Here is a 15,673-nt window from a genome sequence, read left to right on the forward strand (position 1 = left end):
CTCACAGCTAGAGTGCCCCGAAATGCCCAGCAGAACGCCCCCTATTCTGGATATCCGCGCGGCCACGGTCTACAGAGGCCGGAGCCGGGTTTTTCATGACCTGAACCTGACCATTAAGCATGGTCGACACACGGTAATTCTCGGCCCCAACGGCGCCGGAAAGACGACCCTGCTCAAACTGTTGTCCCGTGAACTCTATCCCGCGGCGGAGCCGAACACGGTCCTGCGATTGTTCGGCCGGGAACGATGGGATATCTGGGAACTACGCTCCAGGCTGGGCATCGTCTCCTCCGATCTGCAACAGGACTATCAAGGCACGGCCAGCGGACGGGAAGTGGTCCTTTCCGGACTCAGATCATCCATCGGCACCTATGCCCACCAACGGTTCTCCCGGGAAGAACACGAACGGGCCGAACGTATCCTGGAAGAACTCGCCGGAGCCGACTTGGCCCAAAGACGTTACGCTTCTTTGTCCACAGGGCAGCAACGCCGCCTTCTGCTGGCCCGCGCCCTGGTCCACGATCCCGAGGCCCTGCTCCTGGACGAACCAACCTCGGGTTTGGATATCGCGGCCTGTTTCCATTACCTGGCCACGATCCGCGAACTGATGCGCCGCGGCAAAACCATGATTCTGGTCACTCACCACATCCACGAAATACCCCCGGAAATTGACCGGATCGTCCTGCTCAAGGAAGGCCGAGTCGTGGCCGACGGCCCCAAGCAAGCCGTGCTCACGGAACAGGCCCTGACCGACCTCTTCGCCGTCCCCTTGCGCCTGCTGGAATCCGGCGGCTTTTATCAGGTGGTTCCGGGCTGAATCCAGTCCGACGCCCTTGTCCTCCAGCCTGCCGGTCACAACCACAGAATCGTACGCAACCGTGATTCCAGAGGCAGATCCAGTTGGCGAGCCAAATCGGCCGCTTCGACCTTGGCCTTTTCCAGGCCGAAATGCACCCCCGGCAAAACCAGTCGGCTCCTGCCGCGTAGCTCGATCACATGAGCCAGATAGACGGGACGCAAATCCCCGCCCAGTACGGTTGCAACGCCCACCGCCCGAAACTCACTGAATAAGAATCCCCGGTGGCGCTCCCGAAACAAAATCCGCCGATACTTTTCCACCACATCGGCCCGCTGATCGATATGCACCTCATGCCGATATGAGAAACAGCCCGCGGCAACCACAGACAGGACCACTCCGGCGAAAGCGCTGAATTCCCCTCCAGGACGCAACCATATCCAGACCAAAAACAGGACCACGGCCATTCCGGCGGCAAACCCGCCGATAGTCCGAGAAATTTCCGTATCCGCGCGAATGTCCATCAGGCGGAGTCCAGGAACATCAGGGTTTGCTCGATATAGACATTGACCCGTGCCAGCAGGTCGTCCGGAACATCCGTGAACATCAAACCGAGTCTCGCTTTCACACCACTTTTACTCAGTTGCCTGACCGTGCAGGGAATCTCCGCTTGATCCGCCTCGAACAGCAGCGGGCATCGCAAAAGCAACACATCGCCGATTTCCACGGAGAGGGTTTGCTCGTCGTTGGTTGGCAAGACGATGTTGCAGCCGGATATACTGATGTCGGACAATGCTCCGGCAAGACATACGTCTTCGAGAATCACCGTGGCCGGGAACAGGCAGTCCATCCGGTCGACCTTACGCAGATTGAACGACTCAACATGCTCGGGATATTTAAAAAAAAGCAAAGGAAAGGGTGAGAAGGTAACGTGCAGGATTTCCGTGGTGAACCCCAGCACCGTTCCGGAGTGAATATACCGGACCGTCACGGAGTTGCCCTTGTACAAATGCTCCATGAGCATTTCGCGATTGACCTGCGGCACCACGGGAACGACGGTGATCACGCAGCGATTTCTGATGTAACCGACGAAAAAGGACTGGAGCTTGTCCTTAATCCCGGCCAACTCCATCATAATTCTGGTTCCGGGCTCGATTCTGTTCAACGGGAACCTCCCCTTGCCTTCCCTCCGTCGGCCAGAATGCCGGAAGGACACGAAAAACCTGTGCTACAACGTGAACGATTCGTAGACTCGAAACAGATCCTCGTAAGCGACGCCCTTGCGGATGCCCAGAAACATCTCCACGGACATTTCCATTTTGTTTTCCATGTCCGCCAGGATTTCCTTACGCAGCAAGATCAATCGGTACTTCACGAAATCGTGCTCAAATCCGTCCTGGATCAGGGCCATGCCTTCGGAAAAGTAATAGGACCGGATATATTCCGAAAACACGACCATTTTTTTCAGATCATTGCGCCGGGCGAACATGGAGTAGACCATCATGTTGATGATCAAGGCTTCGATCTTCATGGATTGATCGATGAGCAAAAACCGCTCCCTGGTCTTGGGGTTGTCCAGACTTTGAAGGGCCTGTTGGGCTATCTCGAAGACTTCCTTCTCGAAAATCGGCGAGATGGAAAACTTGGATATGATTCGGATCAGAACTTTCTGCGGGTTCTCATTATCCGCGATGCCCAACAGGCAGATGGCCAGCAGATCAAGCTTGCGATGCAGGTCCCGGAGTAAATTGCGCTGCTTGATCCCGGCCAGGCGTCGGCAGTCTTCGGGAGAAAGACCGGATTGCAGGAGCTTCAACAGGTGCTTGATGAACGGCTCGGTGGCGTGCTTGGCCTCTTCGGGTAGAAATTTTCCATTCTTCCGTTGATCCAGGGTCTTTTTCAGGGAAAGCCAGTACGCGGCCACGGCTTCCAGGGGCGAGTGCACCAAGTCGACCAGCCGCCCATCCGGCTGACTGCCATGCGCGGATACATATGATTTCGTTAAGTTGTCACTCACTCTCGCCTCGCTGTCCCCATAAACAGTCTGAACGTGCATTCCAAGTCGGTCATCAGCTTGACGACTGCGTTCCACCCAAGGCCTTTTGCAGAAAAAAGCCCGCGACGAACAAGCCCGCCAGAACCAGTAGCGGCCACATCACGTCCAGGGTGAACAAGTCTCCGACCTCGTCGGCGTCCACGACATTATGCAGGATGGACGCGTAGAGCATCCCTTTGACCAGGTACCCTAAGATAGCGCTGGAAACGAAGCGTTTCAGGGGTACCCGCAACAGTCCGGAACCATAGTTGATCACGGAATGGGGAAAGCCGGGCAAGGTGCGCATGGCGCAGAGCATCAGAAAGTTCGTGTTGCTCCGCAAGACCTTGTACACCTTTTGCCGCCGAACCTGCTCCACCCAGGAAACCGCGATCTTTCCAGAGAAATAGTAGGCCGCCATGCTGCCCATCACGCCTCCGGCGGCGATCATCGCCGCTGCAGGCAGCGGATCGTAGAGCAGCCCGATGACCAGAAACATGACCGAACCGGGCAAGGCGAAGGCGAAAGGCAGGGCCTGGGCCAGGACCAATACCGGCACGAGCCACCAGGCATGGGTCCACTCGGCGGCCTTAACGTGGACCATGCTCCAGTCAAAGGCAGCTCCCAAAGCCGCCATGACAGCCAGCATCGCCACCGCGGAAGCCCAGCCCGCGATGGTCAACGCGGAGGTCCCGTGCAACCGGTCACCAGCACGACTCATCAGCGACATAATTCCTTCAGAAAATCATGTTGTTCAAAAACAATCCGTTGCGATGGCCCAGAGTCAACGGAGTGGGGAATCACCACATCCACAAATCCGCAAGGGAAGACATACCTCTGACCAAGCTAACGGAAAGCACGGATCAGGTACAGCCCGCCCCAGAAGGAAACACCCTTTACAATAACGTAAACATGGAGCTGTTTATTACGCATTTTTGTCGGCCTAAAATGGCTTTCCCGGAGACGGGTGCAAATAAAATCATATAATTCAAATTATTATTATTTTTGCATATCTGGAATACTTTTTGCGATACCAACGAGTATGCGTCCAGACACCAGAGATCTCAAGCTGAAAGTCCTTTCCAGTATCAGTGAAGTTATCGCCAACCTGCCGGACCTGGAAAACACCCTCAGGGACGTGCTGCGGATCCTCTCGGAGACGCTGAGCATGAAGCGGGCCACGGTGACCCTCCTGGATCGCAAGACCGGCATGCTGTTCATTACCGCCTCACATGGCCTGAGCGCGGAAGAAATGCGCCGCGGGGTGTACCGCCTGGACGAGGGCGTTACCGGGAAGATCTTTCAGACCGGCAAGCCCTACGCCATCCCGGACATCCGCAAGGAGCCGCTGTTCCTGAACAAAACCCAATCCCGCACCCTGGAAAAGCAGCACCTGACCTTCATCGGCGTCCCGGTCATGCTTCAGGGACAGGCCATCGGGGTCCTGAACGTGGACCGTCTCTTCGAAGACCATGTCTCCTCCCAGGAAGACATCGAATTCCTGCAGGTCGTGGCCGTGCTCATCGCCCAGTTCATCAGCCTGAATGAAAAATTCCAGGAACTGCGGGCGGAAAACGCCTCTTTGCGCTACAAGGTTTCCAAGGGATCCGACGGCCCGTACATCGTGGGCCGCAGCCTGGCCATGCAGGAAGTCCAGAGGCAGATCGAGCGGGTCGCCCCGACCAAGGCCACGGTGTTGCTCCAGGGCGAATCCGGCACCGGCAAAACCTTGATCGGGCGGATCATCCACGATCTTTCCGAGCGGAAGAACTTCCCGTTCATCAAGGTCAACTGTGCTTCCATCCCGGAAAACCTTCTGGAATCGGAGCTGTTCGGGTATGAAAAAGGGGCGTTCACCGGGGCTATGGGAACCAAGCCGGGAAAGTTCGAGGAAGCGCACAAGGGGTCAATTTTTCTGGACGAAGTGGGCGAACTGCCCTTGGGGTTGCAGGCCAAGCTGCTCCGGTTCATTCAGGAGAAGGAATTCGAACGCTTGGGCAGCAACAAGACCCGCAAGGTGGACGTGCGCATTTTGGCGGCAACGAACAAGGATCTGGAAAGCCTGGCTAACCAGGGAGCTTTCCGTCCGGACCTCTACTACCGCTTGAACGTCTTTCCCATCCACACCCCGGCTCTGCGGGAGCGCAAGGAGGACATCGAAGGCCTGTTGATTCATTTCCTGCGCAAGGTCAGCCGGGAGTACGACCGGGAAATCCACTTCTCCGTGGAGGCCCTGGAACAGCTCAAGGGCTACGATTGGCCGGGGAATGTCAGGGAGATGGAAAATCTGATCGAACGGCTGGTGATCCTCAGCGAACAGGAGCGTATCCAACCGGAGCTGATCCAGCCTTATCTTTCGCCCCGACCCGGAACGACCGAGAGCCCGGCCCATGCCCAGGGCAAGCCCGCTCACTCAGGCACTTCGGACAAACCGGCCCTGCTGCGAGAGATGGAAAAACGAGAGGTGATCGCGGCCTTGCGCCGTAACGACTGGATCCAGGCCCGGGCCGCCAAGGAACTCGGCCTGACCCAGCGCCAGATGGGCTACAAAGTGGCCAAGTTCGAACTGGACGCCATGGTTTCCGTTCAAAAGGTCAAAGCCAGAAAGCGCAAAGTCGAGCAACACCCCGAAGCTTGACGGCCAAGGAACTCTGCCTCACGGACGCCACGTTCCCCTCCGGACATGCCGTGGTTTCCGGATGCAAAGCTACTTGATCAGCCGTCCGCGCATCGCCCGCACCGCCAGTCCGAAAAACACGCCGCTGAACAAAACCAGATATCCCAGGCTGATCACGGCATTGCTCTCTATCCGCCCCATGGTCGCAAGTCTGGACAGCTCGACCAAGTGATAAAGCGGGGACAACCAAGCCACCACCTGGGCCCATTCCGGCAACCCGGCCACGGGAAAGAACGTTCCGCTGAACAGGAACAACGGGGTGACGAACAGGAAGATCGGCAAATTGAACATGTCGATGCTCGGCGTGATCCCGGTAAAGTACATGCCCACCGAGCCGAAGGCCATGCCACCTAAAAAGGCCAAGGGCAGAATCCACAAGCCCTCGGGAAGCCGAACCAGCCCGAACAGGGCGATGACCACCAGCATCAGCCCGGCGGCCAGGACCGATTTGGTCGCGCCCCAGAGGATCTCCGCGGTGATGATTTCCTCCAGGGACAGCGGAGTGGAGAGCATGGCGTCGAAGGTTTTCTGGTAGTACATGCGCACGAACGAGGCGAAGGTGGTCTCGTAAAAGGCGTTGAACATGATCGCCACGGCCAACAGGGCCGGAGCGATGAAGGCCACATAGGTCAGGCTTTCTCCGGCATAGGACACCTCCCCCACCAGCCCGCTGAACCCGATGCCGAAGGCCAGCAGGTAGAAGAGCGGCTCCAGCAGCGGAACCAGGAAGTTGACCTTCCAGATTCGCCGGTAGACCACCAAGTTACGCCGCCAGACCCGCAACAGCCGCAACGAATACCTTCCGGTCCGGATCATTCCCGCAACCCCCTGCCGGTCAAACGTAAAAACACATCTTCCAGCGATCCCGGACGGAACGTACAGGTCTGGGCGCAGAATTCGTCCCGCAACCGGTGTTCCAACTCCGGCCCGAGGGTGTTGTAGATGATGATCCGCTCTCCAAGGTCATCGTGGGCCAGGCCTTGAGAACGGACAAACACTCGCAGTTCCTCTGAAGGCGACTCCACTTCCGCCACCGAGTCCCCGGCATGCTCCCGGATCAGGTCTTTCGGCGTCCCTTCCACCAGCACCCGGCCGTGGTCCACGATGATCAATCGGTCGCACAGCCAGGCCGCCTCTTCCATGTAGTGCGTGGTCAGGAGCATGGTCAGCCCCCGGCTCCGGAGTTCCTTTAGTTTGTCCCAGACCTGATGCCGGGACTGCGGGTCCAGGCCGGTGGTCGGTTCGTCCAGAATAATCAGCTCCGGCTCGTTGATCAGGGCCCGCGCCAGCATCAACCGCCGGGCCATGCCTCCGGAAAGATGCTCCACCTTGGCCTGCTTCTTGTGCTCCAGGGCGAAGTACTCCAGCAGTTCCCCGGTCCGTCGGCCGGCCTCGACCTTGGGTAAGGAAAAGTATCCGGCGAAGACCAGCAGGTTCTGCTCCACGGTCAGATCCGGGTCCAGGGTGTTCTCCTGCTGGCAGACCCCCAGCCTGGACCGAACCTCCCGCCATCCCCGCCCGATGTCCAACCCGAAAACCCGCATGCTTCCGGAGGTCAGAGGCGAAAAGCCGTAGATCATCCGAATGGCCGTGGTCTTCCCCGCCCCATTCGGTCCCAACACCCCGAAAAACTCACCTTTCTCCACGCGAAAGCTCAGGTCGTCCACAGCCGTGAACGACCCGAACCGCTTACGCAGATTACGGGCCTCAATGATCGGCGGATTGGATTGCGAGGGCACAAAAACCATACTCTTCCTGACTCCATCAACAAAAATGTTCTGAAAGTTCGGCTAGGGCCGCACGCATTCATTCCCAAAAGCGACGCCAAGGCCAAAGCCCATTGCTCCGTGGCCCGGACTCACGGCCTTGAAGCCTGCAATAGCCCCTTCGTCCAACTCAAGCAATCACCAGCATTGCGCGGCCCACGACCACCCGAGATGTATTTCCCTTGAATACTCCTCTTTATACGCGGCACTCCATTCTTGCTCCCCACCCCCTCAAAAGGTAACCTCAATCAATAGAGCCCAGGCGCGCACCCTCTTCCCGCAATCCCTGGCTGTTTTTCCAGAAAAAAAACTTTTCTCGACCAACTCCATGCCCTCCCTCCCAATCCCCCCCGACCTGCTTGAACGCTCTCCCGACGTGGAGTTGGAGTTTCTGCGCAGTTCCGGACCGGGTGGGCAGAATGTGAACAAGGTTTCCACGGCGGTGCGCCTGCGCTTCGCCGTTCACTCCACCCCGCTGCTGCCCGAGGACGTACGCCAACGCCTGATCTTTCGAGCAGGCAGGCGGATGACCGACGAAGGGGAATTGATCATCGAGGCTCGCCGACACCGGACGCAAGAGCGCAACCGTTCCGACGCCTTGCTTCGCTTGGCCGAACTGATCGCCGAATCCTGGCGTCCGCCTCGACCTCGCCGTCCCACCAAGCCGAGCCTGGGGGCGCGGCAGCGCAGACTGGATCGAAAGAAACGCCGTGGAAACGTTAAACAAACCCGTAAAACCGTGGACGAGGAGAAAGGATGACGTTTTTTCTGACCGCGAGCCTGGTCTATCTGTCCATGCACCTGCTGGTCTGGGCGCGGATGGGCGCACAGCTCGGCCTCGGGCTTCGGAAATGGCTGATCGGCCTGCCGGCGGTCCTGGCCCTGACCGCGACCCCGTTTCTGGCCTACTTGATCCCTGCGGACTGGCCTCACCCCCTGGTGCGCATCCTGTGGTGGCTGGTCTTTGTCTGGATGGGGACGGCCTTTTATCTGTTCTGGCTGCAAATCCTGAGTCTGGTCTTGCAAGGACTGCTCAAACTACCGCCGGCCGCCAAAACTCGCTGGTTCCCCCGCGGCCCGCGCCAACTCCTCACGGTCCTGGCCCTGACCGCGATCATCGTGCTCTACGGCCTGTACGCGGCCACGCAGTGGGAAACGCCCCGGATCGAAATTCGCACGCCCCTGGTGACCGCGAACACCCGCATCGTGCTGGTCAGCGACACCCACTTCGGCGTGATGACTCGACAGGCCTGGGTGGAGCGGCTGACCGGGTTCGTCGACGAACTGGAGCCGGACTTGGTGCTGCTGGCCGGAGATCAGATCAACGACCATCCGGAGTGGCTGGAACCCAAGGCCGCCGCCATGGCCCGCCTCGCCCCGCCCCTGGGCGTCTTCGGGGTCCTGGGCAACCATGAATTCTACGTCGGCTTGCAAACCAGCCGAGCCTTCCACGACTTGGCCGGAATCCGCCTGCTGCGCAACGAGACCCTGATCCTGCCGGACACCGGCATCCAGTTGATCGGCATCGACGACCCGACCTGGGGCTTCATGGACCGCGAATTCATGATCCGCCACCTGGACCGGCTCTCTCCCGAACTCTCGCCGGACCACTTTCAGATCCTGCTCACCCACCGGCCCTGGGCCTGGGATGAAAGAGCCGCGCCCCAGGGCATCCACCTGATGGTCGCGGGCCACACCCACGGTGGCCAGATTTTTCCATTCCACTGGTTCGTCAAAAGGCAGCACAAATATCTCGCCGGTCACTTTCAGCAAGGCGACAGCCACCTCTACGTGACCACCGGCGCGGGCACCTGGGGCCCGCCGCTGCGCGTCGGCGCACGGCCTGAAGTCGTGGTCATCGACCTGGTCCGAGACACAAATTGACTTTCCCGGCCACAACTACTTGCCAAACGAAACTCAAATCTATATGTAACCAAATTCTTGTTCGGGAGGCACTCCCTCCAAGGGCGAGGTAGCTCAGGTGGTCAGAGCATGCGGCTCATATCCGCAGAGTCGGGGGTTCAAGTCCCTCCCTCGCTACCAAGCAAAATCAAGGGTTCCGGTCGGTTGGCCGGAACCCTTTTTCGTTGCAGGGCGATTCGTCCACCCCCTGCCCAACCAACGAAAGCCAAGCCAATCTGTCAAACTCATCAGTCCAGTCTGCGTATCCGTCACCGTCCCGTTCCCATTGTCCACGAACCTCTGGGCCTGGGCTTCGTCGGACATGACCAGCCCGGTCAGGCAAAGCATTGTCGTAACGACCACCATTCCGATCCATTTACCAAAAGTGCGTCCCATGATGATCTCCTTGCCGCTGCGAAGTACAGTATTGTCATGCATTTTGCGTTGACGATTAACGCCACCCCTGCGGATCCGTACACGTAGGATTGTTGCAGAGCAGATCGCAAAAGCCAGGGTGATCGTCCATGCTGACATAATATGGGATATGTAATGGTCCGTAGTTATCCTCACATACCCCGCCCATGCACGTATAGGATTTGAACTGACAACCGACGAGATGTCCCTTCACAATATTTCCATTCACTAATTTTGTAACTGCATATGGATGAATCGTACACCGCTTTGAAAAATAGTCTGTATTTTTATAGCATATTAGGGTTCTTGCAAATAGACTGCCAGCAGTAAGCAGCGTTGCGACTATGATTAAGAACATTGTTGTTCCGACGCGCAAAGCAATTGTGCGAAACATGGCGATGTCTCCTGTCATGTTTTTATTCTTAAAAATTCTCATATCACTATTTATAATCACTTCACTTATTTAATGACAAATATGAGCATCATTTCCTCCTTTTCCGCAGAATTTTATTTTATAGTCACAACCTTCCCTGCACATCCTGCGCTCTGCAAACAGTAGCACATGGGTGAAGGTTTAATTCCGATGATGTTTGCTTATAAGCACGATCCATGCCGGAATAAAAATACTATAATTACAACATTTTGCAAAAACATGCCAACCAATCGAGCTCCTGCTGTTTGCGCCCATTTCGTTGGCACCGACAACACTTCTGGCAAACATCAAAGCGCCCTCAAGCCGTTTTCTGGCCGCGCTGGGGTGGTGTGACTTCTGGGATGGATGTGAATATCAGGGGCAGATGGTGGGGCAATGAGGGGGACCACTTCAGTGGAGAGTCTTGAAAGGTGATGCTAGCGCCAACAACTCATTCCGTTGTCGTATCCGCTACGGAATGAAGTGGCCCCAAGGCGTCCAGGTCGGTGGCCCTGATCTTGGTAGACGGCTCCAGGACGATATTCGCGGGCTTGCCCCGCTCATCAAAAAAACGCCACCCGGCTGATTCCAGCAGCTTGTTGATCTTGATCCTGGCTGTTGCTTCCTTTCCTGGCACCGCGTCTCCTTTTCAGCTTTGGTCAGGGTGTCGTTCGTCGAATATTCTCTTCGCACCTTATCGCCTACGGGGTGTAACCCGCGGGGTACCCTACGGTCTGAGCAAGAACGATTCTCTGGTGCTCAGCGAGATTCAACGCCTTGCCGAGCGATATACGATCCAGATTTGCCCTGACCACAGTGGCCAATCCCTCGGATGCGCAGAACAGGTAGACGTTCTGACTGACAAAACCAACGTCCGCACCGATGTACAGATCGATGCCGTCCGCGGAAACCCCAGTCATTCTGGAAATGTCCGCCACGAAAACCAAATTCATGGGTGCTGTCGCGGCAAACTCCTGACGGCCTGTAAGAGCTCGAAGATCGCCTTTTGCCACGAGTTTCAGGCTGTGGGACTCTGGCTCGTAGACATAGGAAGAGTCCTGCATCACAACGTAAACATCCACCTCCTGCCAGTTTCTGGCAGATGGCGCGGTACGCCTCCCGGAATCAGGCCGGTTGATCCCAAACGTGGCCCACAGCAGATCACTCAGCATCTGATCAGACAGGGTATGATCACTAAACGATCTCGATGACTGGCGCTCTCGCAGGGCCTGCATGAGCGCCATGCCGCCTTCAGTGCGGGGTGGCGGCAAAATCTTGTCAGAAGAGTCATTTGCAAATGATGGGATGGGATAGGCAAGCATTGCCAGAAGGAAAATGAACAGAGGTAGCAGTATTTTCATGATTATAGCTCCAAAGTCTTGGCGAATTCAGAATAGCCGCCTTGCAATTCTCGAAGGATCGCTGGTTTGTTTTCCCGGATATTCTGTCCGCGGGTGTCGGCTTGATTAGAGAGGAGGGACTTCAAGTCCCTCCCAAGATACCAAACAAACGACAAGGGTTTCGGTCGGTTGGCCGGAACCCTTGTCGTTTTCAGATGGCTTGCCGGAGAATAGCCCCACTTCTTCCCCATGCTGTTTGCTCAGTTCAGGCCTGCAAAAACGCCTGCAATAATGAACCTGAACTCTGTTCGGTCGGCGCATCGGCAAGCCAGTCGAGGACCATCAGCGTGATTTTTCGTGTTCCCGCGAAACTCCACGGCAAGAACATGGGTACCCAGGGCATCCGGCAAAACACGGCCATCCCGTTTACTTGCCCTTTTTCTGCTTCTCCTTCTTCGCCTCTTTCTGCTTCTTGTCCTTGGCCTTTTCCTTCTTGCCTTTCGTGTCGCCCATAAAAAGACTCCTTTTTGGTTCAGCCAGGTTGTGCGCAGGATGCGCCTCAGCTTTTATCGCCATTTCCCTAATTCAAATCTCCCCCCGAAACAACGTCGACAGCCGGGATACGACCATCTTGAGCAACTCCGGAGCGAGGAAGATCGAAACATGATTGATATCCGCGCCAGGCCTGCCTTCCACGCACCTGGGGAAGACTACTGTCAGATCATGGAGGAAACACTTCGCCGGACAAGCCGCGGAAGACACCGCGGCAAGAGGCATGATCGAATCCGCACGAGTACGCCTTTTCGAGTTTGAATCCTCATGTTCGAATCACAACGCCAGGGTCCAGCAAGCCAACAAGCCGCCTCAGGCCTTGGGTATCCTCATACACTGGCCGATGTTGATCTCCAAGCGCATATTTTGGTGGATATTCTTCGCTGGACACATGGCGGGGCAAATCCTTGAGCGTTGAGGGACAATTGTTGCAGACTTTCCCATCTGACCAGACCCAATCCAACAAAAAAAGCCCTGATTTCTCAGGGCTTATAGTATTTTACCGGACAGCGCCGGATCATGTGCTGGCGGAGGGAGAGGGATTTGAACCCCCGGACGAGTTTCCCCGTCAGCGGTTTTCAAGACCGCCGCCTTCAACCACTCGGCCATCCCTCCGTAAGGGGTTACGATGTAAACCGAGACATGGATTCTGTCCAGTATCAAAGCAATCGTAGACAGCTTCCGGCATGCTCTACCAGGGGATAAACCCGCTGGAGGTTGCGCGGCATCTCTGGTAGAGACGCTCTCTCCATGTCCAGCCCCCCAAAGAACACCGCGGGCCAAGCCGCTCCCTTCGCCCCTTCCCTTCACGAGCCTCCGAAGTATACGTTTTTGAGCATGATCGGGGTGAACATGATGGTATTCATGGCCACCCTGGACATGAGCATCGTCAACGTGGCCCTGCCCAGCCTCGCCAAGCAACTGGACACGGACTTCGCCACGGTGCAGTGGGTCATCCTCAGCTACGTGCTGGTGGTGGCCTCCCTCCTGCTGCTGGTCTCGCGCCTGGGCGATATGCGCGGTAAAAAGCAGATCTTCAGCCTGGGCCTGGGACTGTTCACCCTGGCATCCCTGCTTTGCGGGCTCGCGCCCAGCGTGGGCTGGCTGATCTTTTTTCGGGCCTTACAGGGCGTGGGCGCGGCCATGAGCCAGGCCCTGGGCATCGCCATCGTCACGGAACTCGCGCCGCCCTCTCGACGAGGCCGGGCCATCGGTCTGATCGGGGCCACGGTGGCCATGGGACTGGCCCTGGGACCCTCCCTGGGCGGGCTGATCATCGAATTCATCGGCTGGCGCTGGATTTTTCTGATCAATGTTCCTCTGGGCATTCTGGCTCAGTGGATCATCGCCAAGTACATGCCCGCCCTCCCCCCCAGGCAGGGTGGGCAGCGCTTCGACATCCCCGGCGCAATCATCGCGGCCCTCACCCTGGCCGCCTATTCCATGGGCATGACCCTGGGCCAGAAGACCGGCTTCTCCGCCCCGATGAGCATGTCGCTGCTCTCTCTGGCGGCCATCGGGCTGGTCGCCTTCATCCTGGTGGAACGCCGCGTCCAACAGCCCATGATCGACATGAAGCTGTTTCGCAACCCGCTGTTCAGCATGAATCTGGTCATGTCCCTCCTGGTCTTCATTTCCCTGTCCGCCGGATTCATCATGCCGTTTTTCCTGCAATACGCCCAAGGCCGTCCGCCCAGCGAAGTAGGCTTGTTGATGATGGCCATTCCCTTGAGCATGGGCCTGGTGGCCCCTTTCGCCGGAGCCCTTTCCGACCGCTTCGGGCCACGAGGGTTGAGCCTCCTGGGCCTGCTGATCCTGATCAGCGGCTGCCTGGCCGTGAGCACCCTCAGCCTGGATACGCCGTGGTGGGGCTTCGTGATGCGGGTGCTGCCCGTGGGCCTGGGGGTCGGGCTGTTCCAGGCCCCGAACAACAGCGCGATCATGGGCGCGGTGCCCCTGGAACGGTTGGGCGTGGCCTCCGGGCTGCTGAACTATTCCCGTGTCTTTGGCCAGACCACGGGCCTGCCGTTGATCGGCTCCATCTTTACCCTGTTCGTGGTCTCCGTTACCCTGGAACCCGTGCGCACGGACTTCGCCGCGGTCTCCCCCGAAGCCCTGTCCGCAGGCATCACCGGAGCTTACCAATTCCAGGCCCTGCTGCTCCTGGCGGCCGTGGGCCTGGGCATAGCGGCCTGGATCATCGACCATCGTCGAACCCGCAACAAAATGTCGCGTCATGCCTGAACCTCGCCGCATCCCCTGTCTCGTCCACGAATTCCAGGACTACCCGACCACCCTGGCCGCCCTGCTGGACGACCTGGACGCACCCCGCGTGCTCAAACGCCGGCGGCGGGTGATCATCAAGCCCAATCTGGTCAACGCTTCGCCCTTTCCCGTGACCACCCACCCGGACATGGTCCGGGCCTTGGCGGAGTATGTCCGTCGACACACCAAGGCCCGAATTATCCTGGCCGAGGGCTGCGGGGACGCCTGCCTGGATACCGGCCAAATCTTCGCCGACCTGGGCTATGCCGCCTTGGCCGAGGAACTGGACCTGGAGTTGGTGGACCTGAACCAGGCTCCCCTGACTCGCCGTAAAAATCCGGAGTGTCGCTTTTTCCCGGATATCTATCTGCCCAAAGCGGCCATGAGCGGCCTGTTGATCTCCGTGGCCGTGCTCAAGCGGCACAGCCTGGCCCAGGTCACCCTGACCATGAAAAACATGCTCGGCCTGCTCCCGCCCAGCCGCTACCAGCGCGGCGGCTCCTGGAAAAAGTCGGCTCTGCACGCGGACATGCAGCGCTCTATTTACGAGTTGAACCGCTACCGCGCCCCGGACCTGGCGATCATCGACGCCAGCGTCGGCCTGGCCGAATATCACCTGGGCGGAGCCACCTGCTCCCCGCCGGTGAACAAACTCGTGGCCGGGTTCGACCCCGTGGCCGTGGATGCTCTCGGAGCGGGCCTGCTAGGCCTGGATTGGCGCTCCATCGACCATATCCGGATGGCTCACGGCCAACTTGGCTTGGCCGAAGCTCCGATCTCGCCATCACCTTAACCGCGCCGAGGAAAAGACGTGACCCGCCATCATTCGCGCCTTGCCGTCCAGAGTTTCTTCCTTGCAGTCATGCTTTTCGTCCCGCTGTTTTCGCCTTTTTTTTCCCACGCAAGCATCGATAGTCCAAACCTGTTCGCGGGCGAACAAGAAGTCGAATCCAATCCATCTTCCTTTGCCTGGTTCTCCTTCCCCGCCACGCCGGACTTCACGCATCGCGTCAGCCTGTATGCCGGAAAATACACCACGCAAAGCATGGGGGACACAGCCACCTTTTGGTCCGTGGACTTTGAGGAAAACCATCTCGTGGCCCTGGCTTACGCCCGGGACATGCTCGACCTGGCCTACGACCTGCGCCTGGGCCCGGAGGTCGGGGTCGCCTCGCGGTTCGGTTGCCGCTGGTCCACGGAAATCTGGGCCGGCGCGGCTCTGCGACATCGGGGTATCGTGCTGTTCGATCGCCTACGCCTCGAACCGGCGATCACCCTCGGTCTGAGCTGGATAGACCGCTCCATCGGCATCGAGCGGAACCGGGAGGAAACCCAGGACGGCGACGCGACCTGGCTGGTTTACCTCGGCCCGGAACTGGCCTTCTCCCTGCCCCAGCACCCCCAGTGGGCGATATTCTACCGGCTCCAACACCGTTCCGGGGCCTTCCGCACCTTCGGCAACCTCAAGGGCGGCCATAACGCCAACACCATCGGCCTGCGCTACAGCTTCTGAC

18 protein-coding genes and 2 tRNA genes are annotated in these 15,673 nt (G+C 58.1%); 8 read left to right on the plus strand and 12 right to left on the minus strand.

What is annotated here, in order from left to right; translation table 11 throughout:
• The first annotated feature begins 22 nt into the window (after window positions 1–22).
• Entirely contained in the window at window positions 23–817 is a 795-nt protein-coding gene (locus GY33_RS0101625) for an ABC transporter ATP-binding protein (protein ID WP_031385659.1), read from the plus strand.
• Between the two features lie 35 nt (window positions 818–852).
• Here GY33_RS0101625 and GY33_RS0101630 read toward each other — a convergent pair whose 3' ends face one another.
• From GY33_RS0101630 to GY33_RS0101645, 4 genes are all read right to left on the minus strand, one after another.
• On the minus strand, window positions 853–1,320 hold the full coding sequence (locus tag GY33_RS0101630) for a hypothetical protein (protein ID WP_031385660.1): 468 nt from the start codon (window positions 1,318–1,320) through the stop codon (window positions 853–855).
• Window positions 1,320–1,961: a flagellar brake domain-containing protein gene (locus GY33_RS0101635; RefSeq protein ID WP_152555021.1), complete on the minus strand. Its 642-nt coding sequence runs from the start codon at window positions 1,959–1,961 to the stop codon at window positions 1,320–1,322. Before GY33_RS0101635 ends, GY33_RS0101630 begins: the two co-directional genes overlap by 1 nt.
• A gap of 63 nt (window positions 1,962–2,024) precedes the next feature.
• On the minus strand, window positions 2,025–2,813 hold the full coding sequence (locus GY33_RS0101640; RefSeq protein ID WP_152555022.1) for a hypothetical protein: 789 nt from the start codon (window positions 2,811–2,813) through the stop codon (window positions 2,025–2,027).
• A gap of 52 nt (window positions 2,814–2,865) precedes the next feature.
• Entirely contained in the window at window positions 2,866–3,552 is a 687-nt protein-coding gene (locus tag GY33_RS0101645) for a TVP38/TMEM64 family protein (RefSeq protein ID WP_161788428.1), read from the minus strand.
• Between the two features lie 321 nt (window positions 3,553–3,873).
• Between GY33_RS0101645 and GY33_RS0101650 the strand changes: the two genes are divergently transcribed.
• Window positions 3,874–5,469, plus strand: a complete 1,596-nt coding sequence (locus GY33_RS0101650) for a sigma-54 interaction domain-containing protein (RefSeq protein WP_031385664.1) — start codon at window positions 3,874–3,876, stop codon at window positions 5,467–5,469.
• Window positions 5,470–5,538: 69 nt separating this feature from the next.
• Here the strand turns inward: GY33_RS0101650 and GY33_RS0101655 are convergent, their stop codons facing one another.
• Both GY33_RS0101655 and GY33_RS0101660 read right to left on the minus strand, forming a co-directional pair.
• Window positions 5,539–6,324, minus strand: coding sequence for an ABC transporter permease (locus tag GY33_RS0101655; RefSeq protein WP_031385665.1), 786 nt, complete (start codon window positions 6,322–6,324; stop codon window positions 5,539–5,541).
• The gene (locus tag GY33_RS0101660) at window positions 6,321–7,256 is read right to left on the minus strand and encodes an ABC transporter ATP-binding protein (protein ID WP_031385666.1); all 936 of its coding nucleotides are present in this window, start codon (window positions 7,254–7,256) and stop codon (window positions 6,321–6,323) included. The genes GY33_RS0101655 and GY33_RS0101660 overlap by 4 nt, the downstream gene beginning before the upstream one ends.
• Window positions 7,257–7,602: 346 nt before the next feature.
• Here GY33_RS0101660 and arfB point away from each other — a divergent pair, with 346 nt between their 5' ends.
• From arfB to GY33_RS0101675, 3 genes are all read left to right on the plus strand, one after another.
• Window positions 7,603–8,034, plus strand: coding sequence for an alternative ribosome rescue aminoacyl-tRNA hydrolase ArfB (arfB, locus tag GY33_RS0101665; RefSeq protein ID WP_035270981.1), 432 nt, complete (start codon window positions 7,603–7,605; stop codon window positions 8,032–8,034).
• The gene (locus GY33_RS0101670) at window positions 8,031–9,158 is read left to right on the plus strand and encodes a metallophosphoesterase (RefSeq protein WP_031385668.1); all 1,128 of its coding nucleotides are present in this window, start codon (window positions 8,031–8,033) and stop codon (window positions 9,156–9,158) included. The genes arfB and GY33_RS0101670 overlap by 4 nt, the downstream gene beginning before the upstream one ends.
• An 82-nt stretch (window positions 9,159–9,240) precedes the next feature.
• Window positions 9,241–9,317: transfer RNA gene (locus GY33_RS0101675), tRNA-Met, on the plus strand.
• Here the strand turns inward: GY33_RS0101675 and GY33_RS20230 are convergent.
• The 6 genes from GY33_RS20230 to GY33_RS0101715 form a co-directional block, all read right to left on the minus strand.
• Window positions 9,312–9,572, minus strand: a complete 261-nt coding sequence (locus GY33_RS20230; RefSeq protein ID WP_084184725.1) for a hypothetical protein — start codon at window positions 9,570–9,572, stop codon at window positions 9,312–9,314. The two genes, GY33_RS0101675 and GY33_RS20230, sit on opposite strands and share 6 nt — an antisense overlap.
• 881 nt (window positions 9,573–10,453) lie before the next feature.
• Entirely contained in the window at window positions 10,454–10,639 is a 186-nt protein-coding gene (locus tag GY33_RS21385; protein ID WP_031385669.1) for a hypothetical protein, read from the minus strand.
• 64 nt (window positions 10,640–10,703) lie between these two features.
• On the minus strand, window positions 10,704–11,363 hold the full coding sequence (locus GY33_RS0101685; protein ID WP_152555023.1) for a SagB/ThcOx family dehydrogenase: 660 nt from the start codon (window positions 11,361–11,363) through the stop codon (window positions 10,704–10,706).
• Between the two features lie 244 nt (window positions 11,364–11,607).
• Window positions 11,608–11,730, minus strand: a complete 123-nt coding sequence (locus GY33_RS21760) for a hypothetical protein (RefSeq protein ID WP_268746619.1) — start codon at window positions 11,728–11,730, stop codon at window positions 11,608–11,610.
• A gap of 38 nt (window positions 11,731–11,768) precedes the next feature.
• Complete coding sequence (locus GY33_RS21190; RefSeq protein ID WP_153304574.1) at window positions 11,769–11,918, minus strand: hypothetical protein; 150 nt, start codon at window positions 11,916–11,918, stop codon at window positions 11,769–11,771.
• Window positions 11,919–12,419: 501 nt separating this feature from the next.
• Window positions 12,420–12,509: transfer RNA gene (locus tag GY33_RS0101715), tRNA-Ser, on the minus strand.
• Window positions 12,510–12,644: 135 nt separating this feature from the next.
• Here GY33_RS0101715 and GY33_RS0101720 point away from each other — a divergent pair.
• The 3 genes from GY33_RS0101720 to GY33_RS19545 are packed head-to-tail and all read left to right on the plus strand — an operon-like array spanning window position 12,645 to window position 15,672.
• On the plus strand, window positions 12,645–14,138 hold the full coding sequence (locus tag GY33_RS0101720; RefSeq protein ID WP_152555024.1) for an MFS transporter: 1,494 nt from the start codon (window positions 12,645–12,647) through the stop codon (window positions 14,136–14,138).
• Window positions 14,131–14,952, plus strand: a complete 822-nt coding sequence (locus GY33_RS0101725; RefSeq protein ID WP_035270983.1) for a DUF362 domain-containing protein — start codon at window positions 14,131–14,133, stop codon at window positions 14,950–14,952. The genes GY33_RS0101720 and GY33_RS0101725 overlap by 8 nt, the downstream gene beginning before the upstream one ends.
• A gap of 18 nt (window positions 14,953–14,970) precedes the next feature.
• The gene (locus GY33_RS19545; protein WP_051822185.1) at window positions 14,971–15,672 is read left to right on the plus strand and encodes a hypothetical protein; all 702 of its coding nucleotides are present in this window, start codon (window positions 14,971–14,973) and stop codon (window positions 15,670–15,672) included.
• The last annotated feature ends 1 nt before the right edge of the window (window position 15,673 follow it).

This window comes from Desulfonatronum thiodismutans (assembly GCF_000717475.1).
GTDB classification, from domain to species: Bacteria; Desulfobacterota; Desulfovibrionia; order Desulfovibrionales; family Desulfonatronaceae; genus Desulfonatronum; species Desulfonatronum thiodismutans.

What these genes read in the sequence shown, in the direction of transcription:
- GY33_RS0101625 (WP_031385659.1), top strand. Translation starts at nt 23, where the DNA reads ATGCCCAGCAGAACGCCCCCTATTCTGGATATCCGCGCGGCCACGGTC.
- GY33_RS0101630 (WP_031385660.1), bottom strand. Translation starts at nt 1,320, where the DNA reads ATGGACATTCGCGCGGATACGGAAATTTCTCGGACTATCGGCGGGTTT.
- GY33_RS0101645 (WP_161788428.1), bottom strand. Translation starts at nt 3,552, where the DNA reads ATGAGTCGTGCTGGTGACCGGTTGCACGGGACCTCCGCGTTGACCATC.
- GY33_RS0101650 (WP_031385664.1), top strand. Translation starts at nt 3,874, where the DNA reads ATGCGTCCAGACACCAGAGATCTCAAGCTGAAAGTCCTTTCCAGTATC.
- GY33_RS0101655 (WP_031385665.1), bottom strand. Translation starts at nt 6,324, where the DNA reads ATGATCCGGACCGGAAGGTATTCGTTGCGGCTGTTGCGGGTCTGGCGG.
- GY33_RS0101660 (WP_031385666.1), bottom strand. Translation starts at nt 7,256, where the DNA reads ATGGTTTTTGTGCCCTCGCAATCCAATCCGCCGATCATTGAGGCCCGT.
- arfB (WP_035270981.1), top strand. Translation starts at nt 7,603, where the DNA reads ATGCCCTCCCTCCCAATCCCCCCCGACCTGCTTGAACGCTCTCCCGAC.
- GY33_RS0101670 (WP_031385668.1), top strand. Translation starts at nt 8,031, where the DNA reads ATGACGTTTTTTCTGACCGCGAGCCTGGTCTATCTGTCCATGCACCTG.
- GY33_RS20230 (WP_084184725.1), bottom strand. Translation starts at nt 9,572, where the DNA reads ATGGGACGCACTTTTGGTAAATGGATCGGAATGGTGGTCGTTACGACA.
- GY33_RS0101685 (WP_152555023.1), bottom strand. Translation starts at nt 11,363, where the DNA reads ATGAAAATACTGCTACCTCTGTTCATTTTCCTTCTGGCAATGCTTGCC.
- GY33_RS21760 (WP_268746619.1), bottom strand. Translation starts at nt 11,730, where the DNA reads ATGTTCTTGCCGTGGAGTTTCGCGGGAACACGAAAAATCACGCTGATG.
- GY33_RS21190 (WP_153304574.1), bottom strand. Translation starts at nt 11,918, where the DNA reads ATGGCGATAAAAGCTGAGGCGCATCCTGCGCACAACCTGGCTGAACCA.
- GY33_RS0101720 (WP_152555024.1), top strand. Translation starts at nt 12,645, where the DNA reads ATGTCCAGCCCCCCAAAGAACACCGCGGGCCAAGCCGCTCCCTTCGCC.
- GY33_RS0101725 (WP_035270983.1), top strand. Translation starts at nt 14,131, where the DNA reads ATGCCTGAACCTCGCCGCATCCCCTGTCTCGTCCACGAATTCCAGGAC.